Source organism: Sphingomonas sp. PP-F2F-G114-C0414 (genome assembly GCF_003688595.1).
GTDB lineage: Bacteria > Pseudomonadota > Alphaproteobacteria > Sphingomonadales > Sphingomonadaceae > Sphingomonas.
Genome location: NZ_RCWT01000014.1, coordinates 38883 through 64235 on the forward strand (window position 1 = coordinate 38883; position 25353 = coordinate 64235).

At 68.5% G+C, this 25353-nt stretch carries 20 protein-coding genes; 5 read left to right on the forward strand and 15 right to left on the reverse strand.

The annotated features are described in order from the left end of the window. Positions 1–13: 13 nt before the first annotated feature. The 9 genes from C8J47_RS16260 to C8J47_RS16300 form a co-directional block, all read right to left on the reverse strand. On the reverse strand, positions 14–1030 hold the full coding sequence (locus C8J47_RS16260) for a chemotaxis response regulator protein-glutamate methylesterase (RefSeq protein WP_060527504.1): 1017 nt from the start codon (positions 1028–1030) through the stop codon (positions 14–16). Next, the gene (locus C8J47_RS16265) at positions 1030–1908 is read right to left on the reverse strand and encodes a protein-glutamate O-methyltransferase CheR (RefSeq protein ID WP_121886561.1); all 879 of its coding nucleotides are present in this window, start codon (positions 1906–1908) and stop codon (positions 1030–1032) included. The genes C8J47_RS16260 and C8J47_RS16265 overlap by 1 nt, the downstream gene beginning before the upstream one ends. Then, positions 1905–2396, reverse strand: coding sequence for a chemotaxis protein CheW (locus C8J47_RS16270; protein ID WP_056055703.1), 492 nt, complete (start codon positions 2394–2396; stop codon positions 1905–1907). Before C8J47_RS16270 ends, C8J47_RS16265 begins: the two co-directional genes overlap by 4 nt. Beyond that, positions 2393–4549, reverse strand: coding sequence for a chemotaxis protein CheA (locus C8J47_RS16275; RefSeq protein ID WP_121886562.1), 2157 nt, complete (start codon positions 4547–4549; stop codon positions 2393–2395). Before C8J47_RS16275 ends, C8J47_RS16270 begins: the two co-directional genes overlap by 4 nt. Continuing rightward, the gene (locus C8J47_RS16280) at positions 4546–4911 is read right to left on the reverse strand and encodes a response regulator (protein ID WP_056055708.1); all 366 of its coding nucleotides are present in this window, start codon (positions 4909–4911) and stop codon (positions 4546–4548) included. The genes C8J47_RS16275 and C8J47_RS16280 overlap by 4 nt, the downstream gene beginning before the upstream one ends. Beyond that, positions 4908–5264, reverse strand: a complete 357-nt coding sequence (locus C8J47_RS16285; protein WP_082444452.1) for an STAS domain-containing protein — start codon at positions 5262–5264, stop codon at positions 4908–4910. Before C8J47_RS16285 ends, C8J47_RS16280 begins: the two co-directional genes overlap by 4 nt. Next, entirely contained in the window at positions 5239–6123 is an 885-nt protein-coding gene (motA, locus tag C8J47_RS16290) for a flagellar motor stator protein MotA (RefSeq protein ID WP_056055714.1), read from the reverse strand. The genes C8J47_RS16285 and motA overlap by 26 nt, the downstream gene beginning before the upstream one ends. Before the next feature lie 76 nt (positions 6124–6199). Beyond that, positions 6200–7036 (reverse strand): class I SAM-dependent methyltransferase, encoded by an 837-nt coding sequence (locus C8J47_RS16295; RefSeq protein ID WP_121886563.1) that lies wholly within the window; start codon positions 7034–7036, stop codon positions 6200–6202. Next, on the reverse strand, positions 7033–9450 hold the full coding sequence (locus tag C8J47_RS16300; RefSeq protein ID WP_121886564.1) for an HAD family hydrolase: 2418 nt from the start codon (positions 9448–9450) through the stop codon (positions 7033–7035). Before C8J47_RS16300 ends, C8J47_RS16295 begins: the two co-directional genes overlap by 4 nt. 155 nt (positions 9451–9605) lie before the next feature. Between C8J47_RS16300 and C8J47_RS16305 the strand changes: the two genes are divergently transcribed. Beyond that, a complete protein-coding gene (locus C8J47_RS16305; RefSeq protein ID WP_404969223.1) occupies positions 9606–9968 on the forward strand; it encodes a flagellar biosynthesis regulator FlaF in 363 nt (120 codons plus the stop codon). A gap of 59 nt (positions 9969–10027) precedes the next feature. Here C8J47_RS16305 and C8J47_RS16310 read toward each other — a convergent pair whose 3' ends face one another. The 6 genes from C8J47_RS16310 to C8J47_RS16335 form a co-directional block, all read right to left on the reverse strand. Next, the gene (locus tag C8J47_RS16310; RefSeq protein WP_121886565.1) at positions 10028–11449 is read right to left on the reverse strand and encodes an efflux transporter outer membrane subunit; all 1422 of its coding nucleotides are present in this window, start codon (positions 11447–11449) and stop codon (positions 10028–10030) included. Beyond that, positions 11442–14492 (reverse strand): efflux RND transporter permease subunit, encoded by a 3051-nt coding sequence (locus C8J47_RS16315; protein WP_121886566.1) that lies wholly within the window; start codon positions 14490–14492, stop codon positions 11442–11444. The genes C8J47_RS16310 and C8J47_RS16315 overlap by 8 nt, the downstream gene beginning before the upstream one ends. Before the next feature lie 3 nt (positions 14493–14495). Further along, the gene (locus C8J47_RS16320; protein WP_121886567.1) at positions 14496–15623 is read right to left on the reverse strand and encodes an efflux RND transporter periplasmic adaptor subunit; all 1128 of its coding nucleotides are present in this window, start codon (positions 15621–15623) and stop codon (positions 14496–14498) included. A 122-nt stretch (positions 15624–15745) separates the two neighbouring features. Then, positions 15746–16837: a helix-turn-helix domain-containing protein gene (locus C8J47_RS16325; protein ID WP_121886568.1), complete on the reverse strand. Its 1092-nt coding sequence runs from the start codon at positions 16835–16837 to the stop codon at positions 15746–15748. A 114-nt stretch (positions 16838–16951) separates the two neighbouring features. Continuing rightward, positions 16952–17725, reverse strand: coding sequence for an SDR family oxidoreductase (locus C8J47_RS16330; protein WP_121886569.1), 774 nt, complete (start codon positions 17723–17725; stop codon positions 16952–16954). Then, entirely contained in the window at positions 17722–19146 is a 1425-nt protein-coding gene (locus tag C8J47_RS16335) for a coniferyl aldehyde dehydrogenase (protein WP_121886570.1), read from the reverse strand. The genes C8J47_RS16330 and C8J47_RS16335 overlap by 4 nt, the downstream gene beginning before the upstream one ends. 165 nt (positions 19147–19311) lie before the next feature. On the opposite strand from C8J47_RS16335, the gene C8J47_RS16340 reads away from it, so the two are divergent. From C8J47_RS16340 to C8J47_RS16355, 4 genes are all read left to right on the forward strand, one after another. After that, on the forward strand, positions 19312–20547 hold the full coding sequence (locus C8J47_RS16340; RefSeq protein WP_121886571.1) for an amino acid deaminase/aldolase: 1236 nt from the start codon (positions 19312–19314) through the stop codon (positions 20545–20547). 71 nt (positions 20548–20618) lie between these two features. Beyond that, positions 20619–22886, forward strand: a complete 2268-nt coding sequence (locus C8J47_RS16345; protein WP_121886651.1) for a TonB-dependent receptor — start codon at positions 20619–20621, stop codon at positions 22884–22886. Then, positions 22883–24049, forward strand: coding sequence for an MFS transporter (locus C8J47_RS16350; protein WP_121886572.1), 1167 nt, complete (start codon positions 22883–22885; stop codon positions 24047–24049). Before C8J47_RS16345 ends, C8J47_RS16350 begins: the two co-directional genes overlap by 4 nt. Beyond that, positions 24046–25317 (forward strand): D-arabinono-1,4-lactone oxidase, encoded by a 1272-nt coding sequence (locus tag C8J47_RS16355; protein WP_121886573.1) that lies wholly within the window; start codon positions 24046–24048, stop codon positions 25315–25317. Before C8J47_RS16350 ends, C8J47_RS16355 begins: the two co-directional genes overlap by 4 nt. Positions 25318–25353: the final 36 nt, after the last annotated feature.

Here is a 25353-nt window from a genome sequence, read left to right on the forward strand (position 1 = left end):
CCAATCCCTGTGTTTACTTGCCGCACGCCGCGAGGATCGCCTCGGGCAGTGCAGACAGACTCAATTCACGCTCGACCGCGCCAAGTTCGACCGCCGACCGCGGCATGCCGTAGACGACGCAGGTGTCCTTCGACTGGCCGAAGGTCCGCGCGCCCGCCTGGCGCATTTGCAGCAGGCCCTCGGCACCGTCGGATCCCATCCCGGTCAGGATCACCCCGACCGCCTGGGCGCCGCGTTTGGCGACCGACCGGAAGAGGATGTCGACCGACGGACGATGGCCGCTGACGAGATCGTCGGCCTTGAGGCGAACGACCCCCTTGGCACCACCGACGAGCTCCATGTGTCGCGGCCCACCAGGTGCAATATAGGCGGTTCCGGGCATCAACGGGCTTCCGTCGACCGCTTCGCGCACCGTAATCCGACATTCGCGGTCGAGCCGTTCGGCGAAACTCGCGGTGAACGTGCCGGGCATGTGCTGGACGATCAGGATCGGCGGGCAACCGGGCGGTAGTGCCGCGAGCAGCGAGAACAGCGCCTCGACGCCGCCGGTCGACGCCCCGATCGCGATCACCACGTCGTCGCGCGACTGCACCGTCATTTTTGCGGGACGGACGGTCGGCGTGACGCGGACCGCAGACCGCGCCGCGGCCTTGACCGTCGCGCGCAGCAGGGCCGCATCGCGCGCCAGTTCCTCGGGATTGCCCGACGGCTTGGCGATGCAGTCCACCGCACCCAGCCGCAGCGCCTCGATCGTCACCGCCGCACCCTGCGCGGTCAGCGTCGAGCACATGACGACCGGCATCGGCCGCAGCCGCATGATGCGTTCGAGGAACGACAGGCCGTCCATCCCCGGCATCTCGATGTCGAGCGTGATGACGTCGGGTTCGAGATCCTTGATCATCTGTCGCGCGATGCTCGGCTCGGGGGCCATGCCGACCACCTCGATCTCGGGATCGGCGGACAGCACGCGGTTGAGCGCGGCGCGGATCGCGGCGCTGTCGTCGACGATCAGCGTACGGATGCGCCGCATTATCGTCCCCCCTGCTTGACGTAGATGGTCTGGCCGCAGCTCTGCATGATCTGCGCGGCGGACCCGAACAGCCGTTCCGAATGGCCGATATACAGATGGCCGCCGGGGACGAGCAGGTCGACCAGCCGCTCCTCGAGTTCGGCCTTCGCGCGATCGTCGAAATAGATCATCACGTTGCGGCAGAAGATCGCGTCGTAGCGCTGGCGCATCGGCCAGGCGTCGAACAGGTTGAGCACGCGCGCCTGGACCAGCGCGCGCGCCTCCGCAGCGATCTCGAACTCGCCACCGGGCGCAGGCTTGACCCAAGCCGACCGATAGTCGGCGGGGATCGCCGCAACGGTCTGTTCCGCATAGGTCGCGCGGCGGACGCTTTCGACGACGTGCGGTGCAAGGTCGGTCGCCAGCAGCTTCAGGTCGGCGTCGCGCATCCACCCCGCCGCCGAGCGGTCGCGCCCGAGCAGGCACATCGCGATCGAATACACTTCCTCGCCGCTCGAACAGCCCGCCGACCAGATCCGTACCGGCGCCTGCCGAACACGCTGTTTGAGCGTCGGGATGACGACGTTGCGGAAATGCTCGAAATGATGGTTTTCACGGAAGAAATGCGTGTGGTTGGTGGTCAGCGCGACGACCATCGCCGCGCGTTCCTCCTTGTTGGTCTGGACCAGGCGCACATAGTCGCGGAAATTGGCGAGACCGTGCATCCGCAGGCGACGCGACAAGCGGCCGTGGACCAGCGTCTTCTTGATATCGGTCAGGTGGATCCGCGCGTCGCTCTGCATGATCGTCGCGATCGCGGCGAACTCGGCGGCGGCGAGCGGCGGACCGCTCCCCGAACCGGCGACGTCGGCTCCACCTGGCAGGGTGGCAGTGGTCACGCCGCGATATCCATCTGCCGGGTCAGACCGAGCGCCTCGAGATCGAGCAGCAGGACCATGATGTCGCCGGCGGCGCCCTGCGCTTCGGAGGCACGGGTCTGCGTCTTGACCAGACCGGCGATCACGCTGGGTTCGCCGATCTCGACGTCGGGCGCGGGGCGGATCTCGTTGGCGTCGATCAGGACGATGTCCGACACTTCGTCGACCAGGAACCCGGCCTGCTTGCCGGCGATGCTGACGACCAGGATGCACGAGCGCGAGTGGATCGCGCTTGGCTCCCATCCGAGGCGCTCGGCGAGACCGATCACGGGGACGACGGTCCCGCGCAGGTTGGTGACGCCCTTGATATAGTCGGGGACGCCGGGAAGCGGGGTCGGCTCGTCCCATTCGCGGATCTCGATCAGCGACGACATGTCGATCCCGAAGATCTGCGTGCCGAGCGAGAAGGTGACGATCTTGCGTTCACCCGGGGCGTTGGTCGTGGTCATGCGGCGAGTCCTTTGGTGATGTGGCGAACGGAGGAAGACGGGCCGACGAGCGCTTCGATGTCGAGGATCAGCGCGATCGAGCCGTCGCCGAGGATCGTTGCGCCGCCGAGCCCGCGGATCGGATGCAGGTTCTGCTCGAGGCTCTTGATGACGACCTCGCGGCGGTCGTCGATCGTGTCGACCATCAGCCCGACATGCCCGGCGGTCTCGCTCTCGACGATGATCACCAGCGATTCCTCGGGCGAGCGGGCATCGTTGTCGGCGAACCCGAAGGTCCGGGTGAGACGGCGGACGGGGACGTAGTTGCCGCGCAGTTCGATCACCTCGCCGGTGGTCGTGGTCGGGCGGACCTGGCCGGGTTCGGGCTGGACCGTCTCGACGACGTTGGCGAGCGGCAGCACGAAACGCTGGCCGGCGAGCCGCACGATCATCCCCTCGAGGATGGCGAGCGTCAGCGGCAGCACCATCGTGAAGGTGGTGCCCTTGCCGGGCACCGAGCTTATCTCGACGCGGCCGCCGAGCGCCTCGACGTTCGAGCGGACCACGTCCATGCCGACGCCGCGCCCCGAGATGTTCGAGATCGTCTCCGCGGTGGAAAATCCGGGTGCGCAGATCAGCTGGTCGATCTCCTCGTCGGACAGGACCGCGTCGGCGGCGACGATGCCCTTCTCGACCGCCTTGGCGCGGACGCGGACCCGATCGATACCGGCGCCGTCGTCGGCGACCCGGACGAAGATCCGTGCCCCCTTCTGTTCGGCGGACAGGCGGATCGTGCCCTCGGGGGGCTTGCCGCAGGCGATCCGGTCGGCCGGGCTCTCGATGCCGTGATCGACCGCGTTGCGGATCATGTGGGTCAGCGGATCGCCGATCTTCTCGATCACGCCCTTGTCGACCTCGGTCATCTCGCCGGTCGTCTCGAGCGTCACGAGCTTGCCGGTCTCAGTGGCGAGATCGCGCAGCATGCGCGGCACGCGGCTGAACGACTGCTTGATCGGCTGCGCACGCAGCGACATAACCGTGTCCTGGATCTCGCGCGTCAGCCGCGAGAGCTGCGGCAATTCGACGCGCTCCTGGTCCTTCGGGCTCAGGCGATCGGCGAGGATCGAGCCGCGGATGACGAGTTCGCCGACCAGGTTGAGCAGCATGTCGAGCTTGGTCAGTTCGACGCGGATCGTCTGCGATGCAGGCTCGACGCGTGGCGCCTCCGGGCTGGCCGGTGCGGCCACCTTGGCGGCAACCGGAGCGGCGGGCGGCGCGATGCTGGCGGTCGACACGACCGGCGCGACGGGCGGCGGCGCCTGCGTCACCGGAGCGGATGCTGCCGGGGCGACGCTGTCACCGCGGACGATCGTGACGACCGAGTCCGGATCGACGAAATCGAAGCAGTCGGTGATCGCCGATTCCTCGATCGCCGCGGGGACGCTGACGGTCCAGCCGATATAGCTGTGCTCGGGATCCATGTCGCGCAGCGAGGGCAGCCGCGACAGGTCCGCGCCTATCACCGAGCCGCCGAGCAGTTCGAGTTCGCGGATGATCAGCATCGGCTCGCCGCCGTTGGACAGCGCGGCGTTGGACGGCAGGAACGTCACCGTCCAGGGCGCGGCGATGTCGGGGGCGCTGTCGAAGTCGTCGAGCGAGACGCCGACGGGCTCGAACCCGAACGGATCGAACGATTCGATCGCGCCGGCGATCGGCACGAAGCCGAACGGATCGGCATCGACCTCTACAGGGGCGGGGGCCGCGACAGGCGCTGTCGCATCCGGCGCGCCGCCGTTCTTGAGGACCTCGTCGAGCGCCTCCAGGGCTGCGGCGTCGTTCGGGAGGCCGCGCGTGCCCTGCGCCGCGGCGACGTGATCCGACAGGATGTCGAACGCGGTCAGCATGACGCCGGTGACGCCGGGGGTCGGCGCGATGCGGCCGGCGCGAACCTCGTCGAGGACGTTCTCGAACCGGTGCGAGAAGGCGGTCAGCGCGGCGTGGCCGAACGCGCCCGCGCCACCCTTGATCGAATGGACGGCGCGGAACACGCCGGCGATCACGCCGGCCGACACGTCGCCCGCGTTCATCGCGGACAGGCCGGTCTCGGCAGTCGTCAGACCTTCGGCGCATTCCTCGAAGAAGATCGCCTGGATATCGTCGAGATCATCGCTCATGGACATACCCGGCGGATCGCCGTCCCCAGCTTGGCGGCGTCGAACGGCTTGGTGATCCAGCCGGTCGCGCCGGCGCCGCGTGCGCGGGCCTTCTTCTCGTCGGAGAATTCGGTCGACAGGACCAGAATCGGCAGGCCGCGGAATTCGGGCACCGCACGGACCGCCTCGATCAGCTCGAACCCGTCCATCTCCGGCATGTTGATGTCGGTGATCAGCAGGTCTGGCTTGACCTCGTGCATCCGCTCGAGACCGTGGCGGCCGTCATTGGCCGCCTCGATCGTGAAGCCCTGCGCGGTCAACGACGCTTTCAGGAGCATCCGCATGCTCGCCGAGTCGTCGACGGTAAGGATGGTCTTGCTCACGAATGGATTTCCTTCTGGTTGTCGAGACCGATGGCGTCGGCCAGTCGGCAGGCCGTCACGCGCTCCACGAATGCGGGGCTGGGCGCGGCGATGGTGAAGCTGTGGCCGTTGGCGATCGCATCGGCATGCGCGGCGACCAGCAACTGCAGCGTCGCGTGGCCGATGCTCTCGACACCCGAAGCGTCGATCACGATGTCGCCGTCGAAATCCGCCGCGAGGACCAGGCGGACCCCGATGTCCTGCGCGTGCACCGTGGTACACTGGCCGGGAAGTATCAGCGTACGATCCTCTGGGGGTTTCGCGTCTGCGGTGGCGGCGAGTGCCATGTCAGGCGGTGAGAGCGTTGAAATCATTTTTCGCCTCCTCGAGGGCGGTTTCTAACTGTTGGAAGGTCGGTGCCTTCGTCGATGGTGTCATGCGGCGGGCGATCTCGATCGCGACCTGCGTCGGCAGCCCCTGCGCGTGCGCGACGATCGCGCTCTTGACGATCAGGAACGGCTTGGCGTCGGCGTCGATCGTCTCGTGCAATTTCGCGGCGAGCGGACCGACCAGGCAATAGGCCAGCATCACGCCGAGGAAGGTGCCGACCAGCGCGCCGCCGATCATCGCGCCGAGCACGTCGGTCGGCTGGTCGATCGATCCCATCGTCTTGATGACGCCGAGCACCGCGGCGACGATGCCGATCGCGGGCAGGCCGTCGGCCATCAGCTGGAGCGCGTGCTGCGGCGCCAGCTCCTCGTGATGATGGTTCTCGATGTCGTTATCCATCGCCTCGGCGATCTGGTGCGGATCCTCGAAGCTGACCGTCATCATCCGCAGATAGTCGCAGATGAACGCCACCAGATGATGGTCCGCGAGGATGCGCGGATAGCGGCTGAAGATCGGGCTTTCCGCCGGCGTATCCAGATGCGGCTCGATCCCGATCGCGCCGCTCCGCTTGAACGTCGACAGCAATCCGAACAACAGGGTCAGCAGATCGCGATAGTCGCTCTCGGTCCAGCGTCCGCCCTTGAAGGTGCGGAGCAGACCTTTGCCGGCCTGCTTCACCGTCGGCACCGAGTTGGAGACGATGAACGCGCCGATCGCCGCGCCGCCGATCGCGACCAGCTCGTGCGGCAGCGCGTGCATCACGATATCCATCTTGCCGCCGGACCAGATGAAACTGCCGAACACGCAAGCGAGGATGATGATGAAACCTATACCATTTACCATGGTCCGCGACCGTTCCTTCGTACCGGGTTTATGTTGTTATAGGAGGGCCGCAGGGCCTTCGGTCCGGTCCGCGGCATTAAGCGGCGACCGGATGGTCGCGCGTCATGTGGCCGTCCTGCCAATCGATTACCGCGAGGTAGTTGCGCAGGCGGCTTTCCTCGATCCGGGCGAGCAACGCATTGTCGTGCAGGGGTAACAGCAGCGCCGCGACCGCCTCGCTCCACGGCGTGTCGGCGGCAAACACGACGCCCAGGCCGAACACCGCGGGAAGATAGGCGAAGGCCAGCGCGCGACCGTCGGTGGTGGCGTCGGCGACGAAATCCTCGACCGCGGTCAGCACGCCGTTGCGCGGGCCGCCGGCCTGCAAGGCGAAGGCGAACTGGCCCATGCCGCGAAAGCCGCGACCGGGGGTCAGGTCGTCGCGGTCGAGCAATGCGCCCGCGGTGTAGCTGTGCGGATGGCGGTGCTCGGCCGGAATACGGTCGGGCGCGTAATACATGTCGCGGCGCGCGCACGGCCAGCCGACGTCGTGGAGGAAGGCGAGCAGCGGCTTGCCGTCGCGGCGTCCGATCCGGTCGATCTCTGCGAGTTCGCGCGAGACGGTGTGGTAGTTGTGATCGCCGTCGATCAGCCACGCATCGATCCCCGCCAGCCCGGGCACCGCGTCGAGGCTCGGCTGGGCGATATGACGGACGCAGGGCGTGGCGGCGGCCCAGGCGGCGAAGCCGGGCGCGGGGGAGGGGTCGATGCTCGTCAGATGCCCGTCGATCGGCGCGAGATGATCCGCTAGCCGGTGCGACATGCCGCCGAACTCCGCGCCGATCTCGGCCACGGCGCGGGCGTCCGCCGCGGTCAGGCACGCGAGGATGGTCGCGGAGAATTCGGCCATCGAATGGATCAGCAGTTCGCTCATGCGACGGCTCCTGCTAGGACGGGGGCGTTCTGGTCGGTGCGCGGCGCGACCGGATCGCGCGGCACGAGCGGACGGAAGACGATCGCCAGCATCATCGGGACGGTGTCGCTGCCGGGCGTAAGCGGCGGTGGCGGAACCATCAGGAACGCGTCGGGGTCGGTGCACTGGAACAGATGCGGGGCGACCTGTTCGAGCCCTTCGCATGACGGCATCGCGGGGATCGCCCGGGCGCTGGCCCTGGCATCGCCGACGAGGAACGCCTCGACCGGGAGAAAATGCGCGGACTCGATCTGCAACCATTCATGCTCGCGGCCGAACTGCACGCCGACCGTGTAGCGGCAGGCGCCGACCGGGATCGCCGCGACGTGATAGCCGTCGTGGGTCGGCGTCGCGCGCACGCTGTCCGCGAACGCGTCCTGCCCGTCGACCATCAGCACCGGGATATCGATCCCGGAATCGCAGAAATCGGCATAGCGCAGATCGAGCCCGAAGCGGCGTTGCGCGAGATAGGCGAGGCTGGTCGGCAGGCCCTGACCGCGCAGTTCGGCGGGCAGGTACATCCGGTCGCTGTTCTTGAGATAGAACAACCCGCGTTCGCGCAGGCCGCGGCTGGCAGTGGCCGGATCGAACAGCGTGATCATGTGATCGGTACCGAGATTGGCGTCGTGTTCGAAGCGGGCGAACAGCGCGATCTCGTGCGGGAGCGGCAGGAACAGCAACCGGGCCAGCGCGGCGACCGCCGCCGGTTGCGTCGTCGTGGCTGCATCGCGATCATGGCGGCGGATTGTCGCCGACCGCTCCGCCTGCGCAAACACGACGCAGCCCGCCTGGACGCGTTCGCGCGCCTCGCTCTGCTGGCCCTTGATCCCGGGCGTGCCGCGGACCGCAACGCCGTCCGCATAGTCGATCACCGACCCCTGCGACGCGGTGCAGAGCTGTTCGACGACGGCGATCGATCCGATCAGCGCGTCGAGCACGCCCTGGTCGTAGGTGGTCGCATCGATCATGCCGCATTTGTCGAGCCCGCTCGGCAAGGTCTCCGCGAGCAGCAGGTAGCGGCCGGCGACATGCACCCCGAACGCGTCGGACAGCACCGCCTCGATATTGTTCTGGACGCTGCCGTTATAGCCGAGATCGACGAGCATCAGCGTGTCGCCGGGCGCGGGATCGACGAGGGCGCGGATATAGGCGATCAACCGGTCGGCGAACGCGCGGCCACGCTGTGCGATGCGCTCTGCCCAGGGCGCGGCGCCGATCGTTTCGGCGAGCGAATAGGCGCCGTTCTTGGTCGCGGCGTCGGCGACCAGCGCGTCGGCTTCGTCCGCGTCGATCAGCAGCTGGCGAAGGAAATCCTTGCCCGATCCGTCGCCGATCTCGTCGACCACGAACCGTCGCGCTGCGCCGTCGCGGCCGAGCCCCGCGGCGATCGCGGTGAAGCGGCTGATCTCGACCGCGTGCGTGGTGCGATCGGGAAACGCTGCGTCGAACACGAGCCGCGGCAAGAAGCCGTCGCGCATCAGGAACAGCAGATGCGTGGTGCCGCCGCGCTCGGCCTGGTTCGCGTCCGCTTCGGTCGCGATCCAGTGCGCGAACGGCGTCATGATCGGGCCCAACGTGGCGAACCCGAGCGCGGCCGCGGGATCCTCGATCGCGGGCTCGCCGAGCGCCACCGCGGCACGGTGCGGCTGGAAGATCGCATCCGTGTCCGGCCCGGCGACGAGCGTGGCGACGCTCCGCTCGAGCCGGTGACGCTGCACCGCGGTCTCGGTGAACTGGACCAGATGCAGCGCGCGCAGGCCGTGGCGGGCTGCGGACACCCCGTCCGCGACCGGGTTGTCGCCGATATGCAGGATGCGGTCGGCGCGGACCGCGGTCTGGCGCAGGACGGTGTCGAACAGCGCTTCGGCCTTGGCGCTGCGATGCTCGCACGAGCAGAATATCCGGTCGATCAGGTCCGCGACCTCGTCGCCCGCCGCCGCGCGGATCAGCGTTTCGAGCTGATCGCGTTCGAGATAGGTATCGCTGACGATCACGACCTTCAGCCCGCGCCGCTTGGCCTCGCGCATCAGCGCAACCGTCGGCGCGAACGCGTAGCAATGCTGCGCTTCGACCAGGATCTCGTGGTTCACATAGCGCTCGCGCGTGGCGGTATCGGCGTCGGGGAGTAGCGCCGCGTAGATCTCGCGCAGCGTGACTTCGCCCGAGCGGCGATGCTCCAGCAATCGCGCTTTCCGCGCGACGGCTTCGGCACGGATCCGCTGGTCAGGCGACACGCCGTCGAGCAACGTGAAGATATCGGCCGGCCTGTGGGTATCGCGCCACAACAGCGTATCGAAACAATCGAGCGACAGCATCGACAGTCCGCGATGGCCATCCAGGGCGTGCGGCAACTGGTGAGGCAGGATGGTCTGCATGGACGGGCTTTCCGGCTAAATGGCGTCCCGTGGTGCCGCCCGCAGCGGACCCCTGTGGAACCCCGCAGTGGGACATGACCATCTTATAGGACGCAACCGGCACCGCCGGCCGCTGCTGCGTCCTAGAATAGGGGAAAGACCGAACGGAGCTGCCGATGTCCACGTCCCCGATGTCCCTCAACGCGTATCAGCGCACGCGCACGATTACCGAGAGCCCACGCGCGACCGAATGCCGGCTGATGCGCCAGATCACCGGCGAGATGATCGCCGCGCGCGATGCCGGTGTGGTCGGCGTCCCGCTGACCGCGATCCTGTTTCGCAACCGCGAAGTCTGGAACGCCTTCTCGACCGCGTGCGCGGCGCGCGGCAACCGCCTGCCCGATTCCCTGCGCGCCTCGATCGTATCGCTCGGCCTGTGGGTCGATCGCTTCACGAGCACGGTCGTGGCCGGTCGCGACGACATCGACGGGCTGATCGACGTGAACCGGGCGATCATCCAGGGGCTCGAGCAGGACTGACTCGGTCGATCGTCGCATCCACGAGTGCGACGATCGGGTGGCGATGCGCGGCATCGGGCCTAACCGCCAAGCGCGCGGTGGAGCTGGATGTGCGCGAGCGTCGACGCGACGCGCTGGCGAACGACCGCGAGCTCTGCCGTCAGTGCGGCTTGGCGCGTGTCGAGCAGGGGCAGTGCGCCGATATCGCCGCGGGCATAGCGCGCCTCGACCATCGCGACCGTTTGCCGCCGCGACGCCAGATCGCGATCGTAGAGCGTAGCGCGTTCGGTTGCGGCGCGCGTTGCGGACAGCGCGTCGTCGACTTCGCGCCAGGCGTTGAGGACGGTCTGGCGGTAGGCGATCGCGGCGCTGCGGTCTTCGGACCGACGCAGGTCGAGTTGCCGTTGCAAGCGTCCGCCTGAGAAGATCGGCAGCGACAGGCTGGGGCCGATGCTCGTGCTGCGCGCGTTCCAGCCGAAATCGGCCAGGTTCAGCACGTCGATGTCGAACAGCCCGGTCAGGCTGATCTTCGGATAGAAATCGGCCTGCGCGACGCCGATCTGCGCGGTCGCCGCATGAAGCCGCGCTTCGGCCTCGACGATATCGGGGCGGGTCCGGGCGACCTCGGAGGGCAGGCGTACCGCTACCGACGGGAGCGGCCTGAGCGGTGCCAGCGTGGTGCGGTCGAACGGCGCTGCATCCGGCGTGGCACCGACCAGGATCGCCAGCGCGCGCTGCGTGGTTGCCGCCTGATGGTCCAGCTCGACGATATCGCCGTGCAGCGCACGCAGCTTGTCCTCGGTCGCCGCAAGATCGATCGGCGTCGCGAGACCGCGGTCCAGCAGTGCGCGTGCGATCGCGGCGTTGCGCTCGGCGAGCCCCACGCCGTCCTGTGCGATGCGGTGTTCTTCCCACAGGCCGCGTAGCTGAACATAGGTGCGCGCGACCTCGGCTTCGACCGACAGGCGTACGCCGCGCGCGGCGGCTTCGGTGGCTGCGACCGACGCCTGCGCTGCCTCGGCCTGGCGACGATGACCGCCCCAGAGGTCGAGCTCCCAGCTTGCGCCGACGCCGACGCTGTAGAGATCGAAGTCGACGCCCTTGGGCGGGGCGGTCGTCGGGCTGACGCCGAGCAGCGTCTGCGTCACCGAGGCGATGCCCGCAGTGCCGACCCGCTCGCGGCTGTAGCCCGCCTGACCCTCGACCTGCGGCGCTCCGGCGGCGCGGGCTTGCCCCCGTTCGATCCGTGCGGCGGTGATCCGCTCGATCGCTGCCGCGATATCGAGGTTGTCCGAGCCTGCGCGCGCCTCCAGCGCATCGAGCACGGGATCGTCGAAGCTGCGCCACCAGCGCGCATCGGTGCTACCCGACACCGGGGTCGCACCCTGCCAGACGGGCGGCAGGATCGGCGCGGGGGGCGTGAAGTTCGGGCCGACCGTGCAGCCCGCCAGCGCCGCGGCGAACAGCAGCGGCAAAGCCCGCGTGATTTTCGGATCATGCATCGTGGTGGTCCTGCTGCGGAAGGCTGGATGTGCGATCGAACGCGAGCGCGTAGAGCGCGGGCAGGGCGACCAGCGTGAGGATCGTCGCGCCGATCAGCCCGCCGATCATCACGATCGCCATCGGTCCCCAGAAGATGTTGAAGCACAGTGGAATGAACGCCAGCACCGCCGCCAGCGCGGTCAGCACGACCGGGCGCGAGCGGCCGATCGTCGCGGCCCGGATCGCCGCGTGCAGGTCCATGCCGTCTGCCTGGTTGTGCGTCACCTGATCGACCAGGATGATCGAGTTGCGCATGATCATCCCCGCCAGCGCGATCAGCCCGAGCAACGCGACGAACCCGAACGGCGCGCCCGTTACGACCAGCGCCGCGACCGCGCCGATCAGCCCGAGCGGCGCGGTCGCCAGTACCAGCAAGGTGCGGCCGATGCTCTGCAACTGGATCATCAGCAGCACGAGCATCAGCGCGAAGGTGACAGGCAGCAACGCATAGATCGCGTCGTTCGCCTTGGCCGACAACTCGCTGTCGCCGCCATCCTCGATCCGGTAGCCAGCGGGCAGCGATGTCTTGATCGCGGCGACGCGCGCGGCGGCGGCGTCGACGACTTCGGACGCCTGCACGTCGCCGGTCATGTCGGCCTGCACGGTCATGCAGAGTTCGCCGTTGCGCGTCCATAGGATCGGCTGCTCGGTGGTCGCGTCGATCCGCGCTACCTGGCCGAGCGGGACCGGACCGCCCGGCGTGCTGACCGCCATGTCGGCAAGCCGCCCCGGATCGGTGCGATCTGCCGCCGTGCCGCGCACGACGATGCCGATCCGCTTGGTCCCGCGGAGGACGTCGCCCGCCGGCTGACCCGACATCATGGTCGCGACGTCGCCCGCCAGCCGCGCGCGATCGAGCCCGAGCCGCGCGACCCGTTCCGCGTCGAGATCGAGCCGCATCGCAACCGATGGCGTCCCCCAGTCCGCCTGGACCGCGGTCGTCCCCGGCGTCGCGCGCAGTACCGCCTCCAGCCGTGCGGCGATGGTCCGCAACATTTCCGGATCGGGGCCGATCACGCGGTATTGCACGGGAAAGCCCGCACTCGGCCCGAGCGACAGGCGTCGGATGTGGAGCTTGGCCTCGGGGGACGCGTGGTTCGCCAGCAGCTGCGCGATGACGCGTTCGCGGGCGTGAAGGTCGGTGGCGACCAGCACCATCGTCGCGGTCGCCGGGTCGGGCAGCGAGGGGCCGTAGGGCAGATAGAAGCGTGGCGACCCCTGGCCGATATAGCTGTCTGCCTGCGCGATATCGCGGTTCTTGGCGATGCTCGCCTCGATCCGCTTTACCGCCGCCGAGGTTGCCGCGAGCGAGGACCCTGGTCGCAGGCTGACGTCCACGATGATCTCGGGGCGGTCCGATACGGGAAAGAATTGCTGGCGGACCAGCATCGCGCCCGCGAGACTCGCGATCAACAGCGCCGCGGTGACCGCGACCACCGTCTTGCGGCGCGCCATGCATGCATCGACGACGCTGCGCAGTCGTCGATAGACCGGCGTGTCGTACATCGCGTCGGCATCGTGATGCGCGTGCGCCTCGGGGAGCAGCCGCACACCCAGATACGGCGTGAACACGACCGCGACGACCCAGCTGACCAGCAACGCCGACCCGGTCACCCAGAAGATCCCGCCGGCATATTCGCTGGTGGTCGATTGCGCGAACCCGACCGGCAGGAATCCGACGATCGTCAGTAGCGTGCCGGTCAGCATCGGGAACGCGGTGTGCGTCCAGGCATACGCGGCGGCATCGGACCGGCTCGCGCCCCTTTCGAGCTGGACGACCATCGCCTCGACGCTGATGATCGCGTCGTCGACCAGTAGCCCGAGCGACAGGATCAGCGCGCCGAGCGAAATCCGCTCGAGCCCGATCCCGCTCGCCCCCATGAACAGCGCGACGATCGCGAGCGTCAATGGGACGGACAGCGCGACGACCACGCCGGTCCGCCAGCCGAGCGTCACGAACGCGACCAGCAGCACCACCGTCAGCGCGCAGAAGAACTTGATGAGGAACGCGTTCACCGCCTCGCGGATGTTCTGGCTCTGGTCCTCGACCTGGGTCATCGTGACGCCGGCGGGCAGCGTGCGGCCGAACGTGGCGGCGACCTGCGACAATTGCTTGCCGAAACCCAGCCCGTCGGCACCCGGCGCCATCGCGATCGCCAGCACCACCGCAGGCTTCGCCGCATGGCGGACCAAGCCGTCGGGCGGATCTGCATAGCCGTTGCTGACGGTGCCGACGTCGCCGACGCGGATCGTGCCGTTCGCGCCGGGAATGGCGGTGGTCTCGACCGTATCGATGCCGTCGACCGTTCCGCCGATTCGGACGGGGACACGCATCGACCGCTCGACCACGCCAGCGGGCGCGACGCTGCTGCGCTTTGCCAGCGCCTGCACGACGGCGTCCGGCGACAGCCCCAGCGCGGCGAGCCGGCGGGAGTCGACATCGACGAACAGCCGGCGCGGCACCTCGCCGGTGATCTGCACCTTGCCCGCGCCGGGGATGCGCAGCATCGCGTCGCGCGCCTGCTCGGCCAGCGTCACCAGCCGCGCATTGTCCGCGCCGGTCAGCGTGAAGACATAGCCGTAGACGTCGGCATAGTCGTCATCGGCGGCAACCGTCGCCCCCGCGGGAAGCCCCGGCTCAAGATCCTTCAGCTGCTTGCGGACCTGTTGCCAGATCACCGGCACGCGGTCCTTCGGCGCGCTGTCCTTCAGCGAAACGCGGATCGCGCAGCGACCGTCGACGCAGTAGGTCTGGAGGAAATCGAGGTCTTCGGTCGCCCGTAGCCGGCGTTCGATCGGGTCCGCGACCTGCGCGCGCATCTGTGCCGGCGACGCACCAGGCCACGCCGCGGCGACGATCATCTCCTTCAGCGTGAAGGTCGGGTCCTCGTCGCGCCCCAGCGCGAAGAACTGCGCGGCGCCGGCCGCGAACAGCAGCGCGATCAGGAAGCCGACGAGCGCGGGGTGACGGATCGCCCAGCGTGACAGGTTGAAGCGGTCCATCGCTCAGTTGCCGCCCGCGACGAGGCCGGCCATGACGACGCGCTGCCCTTCCGACAGCGTATCGCCACCGCTTGCGACGATCTGCTGGCCATCGGACAGCCCCGAGACGATCGCATCGTCGCCGCGCAGTTCGACCAGATGCACCGGCTGGCGGTGGACACGGTCGCCGGCCCCGTTGCCGCTCTTGTCGCCGACGCTCGACAGCGACCAGACGTGCGGCTGGTTGCCCCGTGCGCCGAGCGCGGTCAGCGGCACGCGGATCGTCGCCTTCGGATCGGCCATCCGCAACGTGAGCGTTGCCGAGCTGTTGAATGGGATCTGCGAGACGTCGCCGAGCACGCTGAACCGCGCGGTCCGCAACCGCAGCGCGCCGTCCGCCGCCGGTCCGACCAGCCTCAGTCGCGCCTCGGCGATCGTGTCGGGCGCGGACCAGAAGCTCGCATCCGCCATCGTTCCGCTGGCAACTTGCACGCGCTCGGGCAGGCGCACCTCGATTTCGGGACCGCCCGCGGCCAGCCTGACGACGGTGGTGCCGGCATCGACGACGGTACCCGATTCGACCGTGCGTTCGGTCACGACGCCGTCCTCTGGGGCGATCAGCACCGCGTCGGATAGCGTCGCTCGGCTGTGGTCGAACGCCGCACGCGCCGCATCGCGCTTCGCCGCTGCGGCGCTGGCCGCCAGCGCGCGGTCGCGGACCTCGGAGGCTGACAACGCGCCGATCCCGTCTAGTCCGGAGGCACGTCGTGCCGCGTCGCTCGCGCGGATCGCCTCGGCGGTCGCGGCGGCGAGGTCGGCACGTGCCTGTCCGGTATCGGCGATCGCCTCGGCGTGCGAAAGGCGGGCCAGGACCTGCCCGGCGCGGACGTGATCGCCGACCTGGACGTTCAGCGCGAGGACGCGGCCACCGGTCTTGAAGCCGAGCGCGATTTCGCGGCGCGGGCGCAGGACGCCGTCGAACGTCGCGGTCTGTCCGCCGGCGTGATGGATCGTGACCACGTCGACCAGCGTGGCGTCCGATCTGGGCGATACGACCGGTTCGGAGGAACAGCCGGCGCAGGCGAGAAGGGTCAAACCAGCGGTGATCAGCTTGCTCGGCAGCCTAGTGGGGGCAGTGGAAATCATCGGCATCGTCGCGTCCCGTTGTGAACGCGATCGCCCTGCCGATCCGGGCCGATCCTGGCCTGCCGATCCTCGAAACCGACCGGTCGATTTCGAAAACGACCGGTGCCGACGTCTGTGAACCGGCTTCGCTAGCCTTCCAGATGCCGCCGTCGAAACGCACTGGGGGTTTCGCCGAGGCGGTCCTTGAACACCCGGTTGAACATCACGAGGCTGCCGAACCCCGCATCCATCGCGATCGTCAGGATCGGTACGTCCTTCTGCGAAGGGTCGGCGAGCGCGCTGCGGACTTCGGCGATTCGGTGTTCGTTGAGGTAGTCGCTGACGTTGCGATAGCCGAGCCCGCCGTTGATATGCCGCCGCACGCGGTATTCGGGCGTCTCGACCCGCGCGGCGATCATCCCGATCGTCAGGTCGGGATCGCGGTAGGCGCGGTCTTGCGTCATCATCGCCGCCAGGCTCTGGCCGAGACCGACGTCGAGCGGTTCGGGCGCCGCGACCGCTGGAACTTCGCCGACCACCGGGGCGGCATCCGCGCTCAGGAAAACCTCGGGGTGGCGCAATCCGAACAGCAGCGCGCTGATCACGAACGTGCCCATGAACAGCCCTGCGGCGGCGGTCATTCCGGATACGGCTAGTTCGCCGGTCGCGCGACCGACGATCTCGCTGCCGAGCAGCCACAGGATGATCAGCCCGATCGACACCACGAAGATCGTCCGCGCCTGCCGCCGCGCCTCGACCAGATCGCCCTGCCGATTGCGCCACGCCAGCCACTGCGCATGGATCGCGAACGCCATTCCCCCAACATAGGCCACGATATCTAGCCCCTCGATCGGCGCGGCCAGCCCGCGCCCCTGCAGGCTGACATACAGCGTGCAGCCCAGGAACGCCGCCGCCAGCGCCATATCGATCGGCTTGGGTCTGAACGCATCGTCGAACCATGCGCGCGCGAACAGCCAGAACAGGGGAATCGCGGCGCTCGAACTCAGATCGAGCAGCGGATCGAATGCGGTCGGTGCATGCGGCAACCCCGCCAGCGTACCGACCACCGTACACAGCGTCAGCGCCAATCCGAACCGACTCGGCAAGGACGCCGGCGACCGCGCGAACACCACCGCCGCCAGCATCAGCAAGCCGATCGCACCACCGCGAAACAGGAGATCGAGCTGAGGAATCACCGTCGACGATACCGGGTCATGCTGGCCATCAGCGGCGACAACCATGCCGTCGCCGGTATGTCCAGTCCTACCGTTTGCGGCGGTTTGGGGACGGAGACGCGCGCGGGCGGGGTCGCCGCCGGGTCGGGCAGGCAACGCGTCGCGAATCCGGGCTGCGGGTCATGTCCGTGCCGCGCGAAGGCGCCAACGAAGCAGCATTGTCACGATCGGTTGGGGAAGGACGGTGGCGATGCGGACAAGCCAGCTGATCGCAGCCGGAAAGCGATAGTCGCTTCGTTCGGTGCGCAGCGCGCGGATGATGTGCGCGACGCCGCGTTGCTCGGAGATTTCGAACGGCGAAGGCATGGCATGCGCCTGCGTTCGCGCCGTGGCGACGAAGCCAGGATAGATGCTGACGAATCGGATGCCGTGATCGGCGAATTCGACCCGGCACGTGTCGATCAGCAGCCGCATCGCGCCTTTGGCGGCAGAATACGGCCCTTGCAGCGGGACGCCCATCAAACCAGCGAGAGAATTGGTATGCGCGACCATGCCGGAACCTTGGCGCATCATCTGGTGAAGCACCGGGAACAGGTAGTTGACGCAGACGTCGTAATTGCTCCGCATATAGTCTTTGACCGCGCCGACGCCGATCATCCGCAGGTCAAGATCGGGAGCGCCGCCGACGTTCATCAGCAGCAGGTCGATGCGACCGAACCGGGCGATCGTCGCCTCGACGACCGCGGCGGCTTCGTCTTCGCACAGTGCGTCGGCGGGGTGGATCATGCAGACGCCGCGGTCGAGCGCGATCTCGGCCGCGAGGCTTTTCAGTTCGCCCACCCGTCGCGCGGTCGCGACGATCGTTGCGCCTTCTGCGGCTAGCCGTCGTGCGACACCGCGGCCCATGCCGCTCGACGCGCCGACGATCAGCACGACCTTGCCCGCGAAGATCACCGGCCGTCGCCGAGCGGCTTCAGCCCGGCCACCAGCCGCATCGTCAGCCGCGCGGCGGTGCCCCAGGGCGGGCCGATCCGTTCGAACATGTTGATCGGCCCGGCCTTGTGCACCGCGCGCGCGTGGCTGAACCGGAGGAAGCCGTCGCGGCCGTGATAGGCGCCCATGCCGCTGGCGCCGATGCCGCCGAACGGCAGGCTGTGCTGCGCGACATGGAGCAGCGTGCCGTTGATCGTCACGCCGCCCGAGGTCGCCCCATCGAGGATCCTGCGCTGCGTCGCCGCACCATCCGCAAAGCAGTAGAGCGCGAGAGGTCGCGGGCGGGCGCGGACGAAGGCCAGCGCCGCGTCGAGCGTGTCATAGGGCTTCACCGGGAGCACCGGGCCGAAGATCTCCTCGCGCATCAGCGTGCAGTCGTCGGGCGCGCCGAGCACCACGGTCGGCGCGATCCGGTGCCCGGTTGGGGCTGGCGCCGGGTGGGTGAGGATCTCCGCACCACCGTGCCGCGCCTCCTCGATCGCGTCGGTCAGCCGCTGGTGGTGCCGCGCGTCGATGATGTTGCTGTAGTCGCCGTTGCGCTCGATCGTCCGATACCGGTGCACGGCCGCAGACAGCACCCCGTCCGCGAACCGGCGCGCCGAGGCGGCCGGCACCAGCGCGTAATCGGGGGCGACGCAGGTCTGGCCGGCGTTGAGATAGCGACCGAAGGCGATCGACCTGGCGGCCCGGTCGATCGCGAAATCGGGGGCGACGATCGCCGGCGACTTGCCGCCAAGCTCCAGCGTCACCGGCGTCAGATGCTCAGCGGCGGCGCGCAGGATGTGGCGCCCGACATCGGTCGATCCGGTGAAGACGAGGTGATCAAACGGCAGTCCCGACAGGGCCTGCGACACCGCGACGCCGCCCTGCACGACGGTCAGGCGATCGGCGTCGAACCGGTCCGCCACCAATCGTGCCAGCAGGGCGGCGAACGCCGGGGAGGCTTCGGACGGCTTGACGATCACGCGGTTGCCCGCCGCCAGCGCATCGATCGCCGGTCCCAGCGTCAGGAACAGCGGATAATTCCAGGGCGCGATCACGCCGATGACGCCGAGCGGCTCGTAGCGGACCCACGCGGTGCCCGGTTGCAGGCTGAGGTCGACGCGGCGCGGCGAGTCGCGCATCCATGTCTTCAGGCGCGCGCGGCTGTGGCCGATCGCGGTGATCAGCGGCACGATCTCGAGGATGTCGGTTTCGGTCCTCGACCGCCCGCCGAAATCGTCGGAGATCGCCTCCACCAATGCGGCGCGTCCCTCGATGAGCAGCCCGTGCAGCGAATCGAGCAGCGCCTGACGGATCGACGCACTTGCCGCGATGTCGTTGCGGGAGGCGCGATGTTGGCGATCGAACGCGGTTCGCAACGCCTGCACTTCGGGGGTCATGGCAATCCTTTCATAGCGTCTCGACGACTTCCTTTGATCGTATGGCGAACGCTATTCCCTAACAAGAGCGATGATCATATTTAGATATAGCTATATATATCAAGCTTGATAAGATGATCACATCGACTCGCCAAAGAGGTCGATGACACGAGGGAGAGGATCGCTATGGACGACCGCGACAGGTTCGCGCCGGCAGCGACTGGTGCGCCGACGTCCGATCCCTATCGGCGCTATGTGGATGCGCTGGGCGCGGTGCGGCTGCCAGCAGCGTTCGTCGATCTCGACGCGCTCGACCGCAATGGCGACCGTCTGGGCGTGCGGGCGCGCGGCATGCCCGTCCGGCTCGTCACCAAGTCGATCCGGTCGGTCGGCGTGCTTCGCTATCTGCTCGACCGGTTCCCCTATCTGCAAGGATTGCTGTGTTTTTCGCCGGCGGAGGCGGCCTGGCTTGCATCGCAGGGGTTCGACGATCTCGTCGTCGCCTACCCGACGGTCGAGCCGAGCGAGATCGCGCGCGTCGCGGCGGCGGTGCAGGGCGGCGCGTCGATCACGCTGATGGTCGACGATGCCGCGCAGCTCGACGTCATCGATCGCTGTGCGGCGGCGGCGGGAACCTCGCTCGCGGTGGCGATCGACATGGATGCTTCGACCAATTTCCCCGGTTTGCGCTTCGGCGTCTATCGGTCGCCGGTCGCGACCGCGAAGGCGGCGCTCGCGCTGGCCGACGCTATCGCCCGGCGACGCCATCTGCGGCTCGACGGCGTGATGGGTTATGAGGGTCAGATCGCCGGGCTCAACGACGCGGTGCCCGGCCAGCGGGTGCGCAACCGCATTATCCGGACGCTCAAGGCGCGCTCGATCCGCGACGTGCATCGGCGGCGCGGCGCGATCGTCGCGGCACTGACGGCTGCGGGGCATCGCCTGCGGTTCGTCAATGGCGGCGGCACCGGCAGCTTCGAAAGCACCGCGCGCGATCCGAGCGTCACCGAGCTGGCGGCGGGGTCGGGCTTTTATCTGCCGGGGCTCTTCGATCATTATGCGGTCACGCTGGGCGAGCCCGCGGCCGGCTTCGCGCTGCCGGTGACGCGGCGCCCGGCACCGGGGATCGTGACCTGTGCGGGCGGTGGCTATCCCGCGTCCGGTCCGATCGGCCCTGATCGCCTGCCCAAGCCGTGGCTGCCGACCGGTGCCACGCTGATCGACAACGAGGGCGGCGGCGAGGTGCAGACGCCGGTGCGGCTCGACAGCGCCGACGCGCTGCCGATCGGGGCACCCGTCTTCTTCCGTCACGCCAAGGCGGGGGAGCTGTGCGAGCGGTTCGACACGCTGCTGCTCGTTCGCGGCCACGACATCGTCGACCGCGTCGCGACGTATCGCGGCGACGGGCAATGCTTCTTCTGACCTGCAACGACAGGCGGGCCGTCGACCGGACCCGCGAGGACCGACGCCAACGCAAAAAAAAGGGGATGACGATGAAACGGTCTATCTTGCACCATAGTGTGGTCCTCGTCGCGCTCGCCCTATCGGCGGAGGCGCACGCGCAGCAGGCCGTGGCCGACCAGCCTTCCAAGCCTGCGCCGGCGGCCGGGGACGGCGATATCGTCGTGACGGCCCAGCGCCGGTCCGAACGCCTGCAGGACGTGCCGATCGCGGTCACCGCGATCACCGGCGACGACCTGCGCGAACGCCGCATCGCCGACGTGCTCGACCTGTCGGGGCGTGTTCCGGGTCTCCAGATCCGCTCGGCGGACAATGGCGCCAACCCGCGCATCTTCATTCGCGGCGTCGGCCTCAACGACTTCAACCCGGCGACGGCGAGCGCGGTCGGCATCTACGTCAACGGCGTCTACGTCGCCTCGACTCTGGCGCAGCGCGATGCGTTCTTCGATCTCGGCCAGGTCGAAGTTCTGCGCGGACCACAGGGAACGCTGTACGGCCGCAACACCACCGGCGGCGCGATCAACGTCACCACGCGCCAGCCGGGCACGACGCCCGAAGCCGACCTGTCGCTCGATTACGGCCGGTTCAACGCAGTGACGCTGCAGGGCGGGATCAGCGCGCCGGTCGCGACCGACCTGGCGGCGGTCCGCATCGCCGGTCTGTATCAGCGCGACGACGGATACATGCGCAACACGCTGACCGGCAACCGCGGCAACAACGTCGACCGCTGGGCCCTGCGCGGCAGCGTCCATCTGACGCCGTCAAGCGCAATTACCGACGATCTCACCGTCAATGCGAGCCGCTCGACCGGCGGATCGCTCCAGGCGTATGCGCGCACGCTGATCCCGCAGACTGCGGCGGCCACCGGCGCGGATGGCCTGTGCACCCCCGCCTTCTACACCTCGGGCCAGTGCACCAACATCCTGGGTTACGCCAACACCAGCCGCAATCTGTACGAAGGGGCCTATCGCTTCGAAGGGCGCGACCGGGTCAGCCTGTTCGGCACCGGCAACACGCTGTCGATCGATCTCGGGCCGGTCAGCCTGATCGCGGTGACCGGGTTCCAGCATGCCAGCCGCAACGATCAGGAGGATACCGACGCCAGCCCGGTACCGGTCGTCGCCGCCTCCTACATCAGCCGGCAGGACACGGTCAGCCAGGAACTGCGCGTGCAGTCCAACGGCCACGACCGGCTGCGCTACGTCGCCGGCGTGTATTACGCGCACGACCTGATCCGCAATGCGTCGTCGCTCGACGTGCTGCCGGTATTGCGCGCGCCGACGCCCGACAATCCGAGCGGGGTTGATCTCGTCGCGGGGATCGGCGACTTCGCGTGGCCGTCGCGGCAGGTGACGAACAGCTATGCCGGTTTCGGGCAGCTCGATTTCGACCTTACGCCGCGGCTGACGCTGACCGGCGGGCTGCGCTATTCCGCCGATCGCAAGCGCTTCGACTATCGCGCCGAGGCTGCCGGCGGAACGATCCCGTTGTTCACGTATGCCGACGCCAAGACGTTCGGGTCATGGTCGGGGCGCGCCGGGCTGCAATATCGCTTCAGCGATGCCGCCAACGTCTATGCGAGCTACAATCGCGGGACCAAGAGCGGCGGCTTCTTCAGCGGCTTCGCGCAGGACCCCTCTCTGATCGGGCCCTACAAGGACGAGACGGTCGACGCGTATGAAGTGGGGGCCAAGACGCAGTGGCTCGACCGACGGTTGGGGCTCAACGTGTCGGCCTTCTATTACGACTATGAGGATCTGCAGGTCTTCACGTCGGTGGTGCAGGGGCTGATCACCACGCAGCTCTTCACCAACGCCTCGGCGGCGCGGATCTACGGCGCCGAACTCGAACTGACCGCGCGACCGGTCGATGGCCTCAACCTCAGTGCGTCGACCTCGCTGCTCAGCGCGACCTATCGCGACTTCATCTCGCAGGGTGCCGACTATTCGGGCAACCGGTTGCCCTCGGCGCCCAAGGTCAGCGTGCAGGGGAGCGCCGAGTATCGCAAACCGATCGCGACCGGCGCGATCGTCGCGCGCGCGGATGTCTCCTATCGCAGCAAGGTGTTCTTCGACACGTCCAACGACGCGCGGCTGACCGATCGCGCGCGCGCCTTCGTCGACGGGCGGATCGGCTGGCAGTTCGCCAAGGATCGCTACGAGGTCGCGCTGTGGGTCCGCAACGTCTTCGACGTGCCGGTCATCTCGGACATCACGCCGCTGCCCGCGCTGGGCTTCGATGCGGTCGTCGTCGGACGGCCGCGGACCTTTGGTCTGTCGTTGCGGGCGAACTATCGATGATCGCGCCGGATACGACCCGTTCGGCCTATGTCGCCGCGTTCGTCGTCGGCGTGTACGGCGTCCTCATGGCGGGCCTTGCGCCATTGCTGCTCGGTACGCTGGTCGCGGAAGGGCATCTGACCGCGGCGCAGCTCGGGCTCGCCGCCACCGCCGAGCTGGTGACGATGGGGCTCGCGGCGGGCGCGGCGGGCTTCGTGACCGAACGCGTCGCGCCGCGCATGCTCGCCTTGGCCAGCGTGGTGGCGATCATCGTGCTCGACGTCGCGACCGCCAGCGCGACCGGCGGCACAGTGATCCTGCTGCGCGCGCTGGCCGGCGCGCCGAGCGGCATGCTGGTCGGCATCGTCACCGCGATGATCGTCCGAGCGGCGCAACCCGCCCGCCAGGCCGGGATGTATCTGACGATCCAGACGGTCGCGCAGCTGGCCTGCGCCGCGCTGATCAGCGGTCTGGTCGCGCAGCACCACGGCGCGGCGACGGGGTTCTTCGCGATCGCCGCGCTCGGCGTGCCGGTCGCGATCGTCGCGATGGCGACGCCGGTGCGGCTGGCACCGTTCGCCGCAAACCACGGCATGGGACTGCCCGATATCCGGGGATGGCTCGCGCTCACGGCTGCGTTCTGCTTCTTCGCCGGCATCCTCGGCATCTGGATCTATCTCGAACCGCTCGCGCATCAGGCCGGACTCTCGTCCGGCACCGGCGGCCTCGCGGTGGTGCTCGCGCTTGCCGGACAGGTCGCGGGCGGTGTCCTGGGCGCGGCCACGGTCCAGCGCTGGCCGTGCCGGTTCGTGCTGATCGGCGCGACCGCGGCGCTGATCGTCGCAGCGGCGATATTCGCGACGTTGCCCGGTCGGACCGCATTTCTGGCGACCGCGATCGGCTTCGGGATGCTGTGGGCGTTCGCGAGCCCGTATTTCACCCGGCTGCTGATCGACGTCGACCCGACGCACCGCGCGGCGATGCTCGGGTCGGCGGCACTGCTGCTGGGGTGCGCGACCGGTCCGAGCGTCGCGGCGCTGAGTGTCAGCGACGGGGACGTCCGTGGTTGCCTCACGCTCGGTGCCGGACTGCTCATCGTCACCGGCGGCATCGTGCTGATGCTTCCCCTACTCCGGCGCGTGGGGTCCCCTGCGTTTGCCGTGCAATCGAAAGACCGATCATGACCGAGTGGACCAACTGGTCGGGCAGCGTCGTCGCGCAGCCCGCCACGATCGCGCGTCCGCGCGGGCTCGACGAACTGGCCGAGGTCGTCGCGGGGGCGCGGCAGCTGCGGATGGTCGGGGCAGGGCATTCCTTCATGCCGCTGTGCCAGACCGAAGGTACGCTGCTGTCGCTCGCCGATCTCGAAGGCGGGATCGACGTCGCCGCGGATCGCCGGTCGGTCTGGGCCCCCGCGGGCTGGAGCCTCGCACGACTGACCGACGCGCTCTGGGCGGAGGGGCTGTCGCTCTACAACCAGGGCGACGTCAATCCGCAGTCGCTCGCGGGCGCCGCCGGCACCGGCACGCACGGGACCGGCGAAGCGCTCGGCAGCATCTCGACGCAGGTGACCGGCGTCCGCCTGATGCGCGCCGACGGCACGCTCGTCACGTGCGACGCGCAGACCGAGCCCGCGCTGTTCCAGGCGCAGCGCCTCGGTCTCGGCCTGCTCGGGGTCGTCGTCGGCATGCGGCTCGCGGTGCTGCCCGCCTATCACCTCGAGGAACGCGTCGAACGCTGGCCGCTCGACATGGTGCTCGACCGGTTCGACGAACTGACCGCGGCGTCGCGGCATATGGAATTCTGGGTCTTTCCCTATGCCGACCACGTGATCCTCAAGCGGCTGCATCCGGTCGAGCCCGAAGGTCCGTACCGCCATGCCAACGACGTCAACGAGGGGGCTTTCCGCCTGGCGTGCAACATTTCGCGCCGCGTGCCGGGGCTGATCCCCAAGCTGCAGCGCGGCATGATGCAGGCGATCGGCGGGCCCAAACGGCGTGTCGGCCCAGCCTATCGGATTTTCGCGCAGGAGCGGACGGTGCGTTTCGAGGAGATGGAATACGAGGTGCCGCGTGCCGACGGGCTGGCGACTCTGCGGGAGGCGCTTCGCTATGTCCGTCAGGCACGGCTGCCGCTCGCCTTCCCGTTCGAGGTCCGTACCGTCGCCGCCGACGATATCTGGCTAAGCCCGTTCCATGCCGGGCCGTGCCTGTCGATCTCGGTGCATCAATATGCCGGCATGCCGTGGCAGAAGGCGTTCGCGGCGCTCGAGACGATCCTGCGTGATGCCGGCGGTCGTCCGCATTGGGCGAAGCGCCACACGCTCGATTCCCAGGCGGCGCATGCGCTGTATCCCCGGCTGTCCGACTTCCTGACCGTGCGTCGCGACGCCGATCCCGAGGGCAAGTTCGTCAATCGCTTCTTCGACCAGCTGTTCGCGATCGGCGGGTGAACGGGCGAACGGCCAACACCGGTTTGCGTTTGGCAC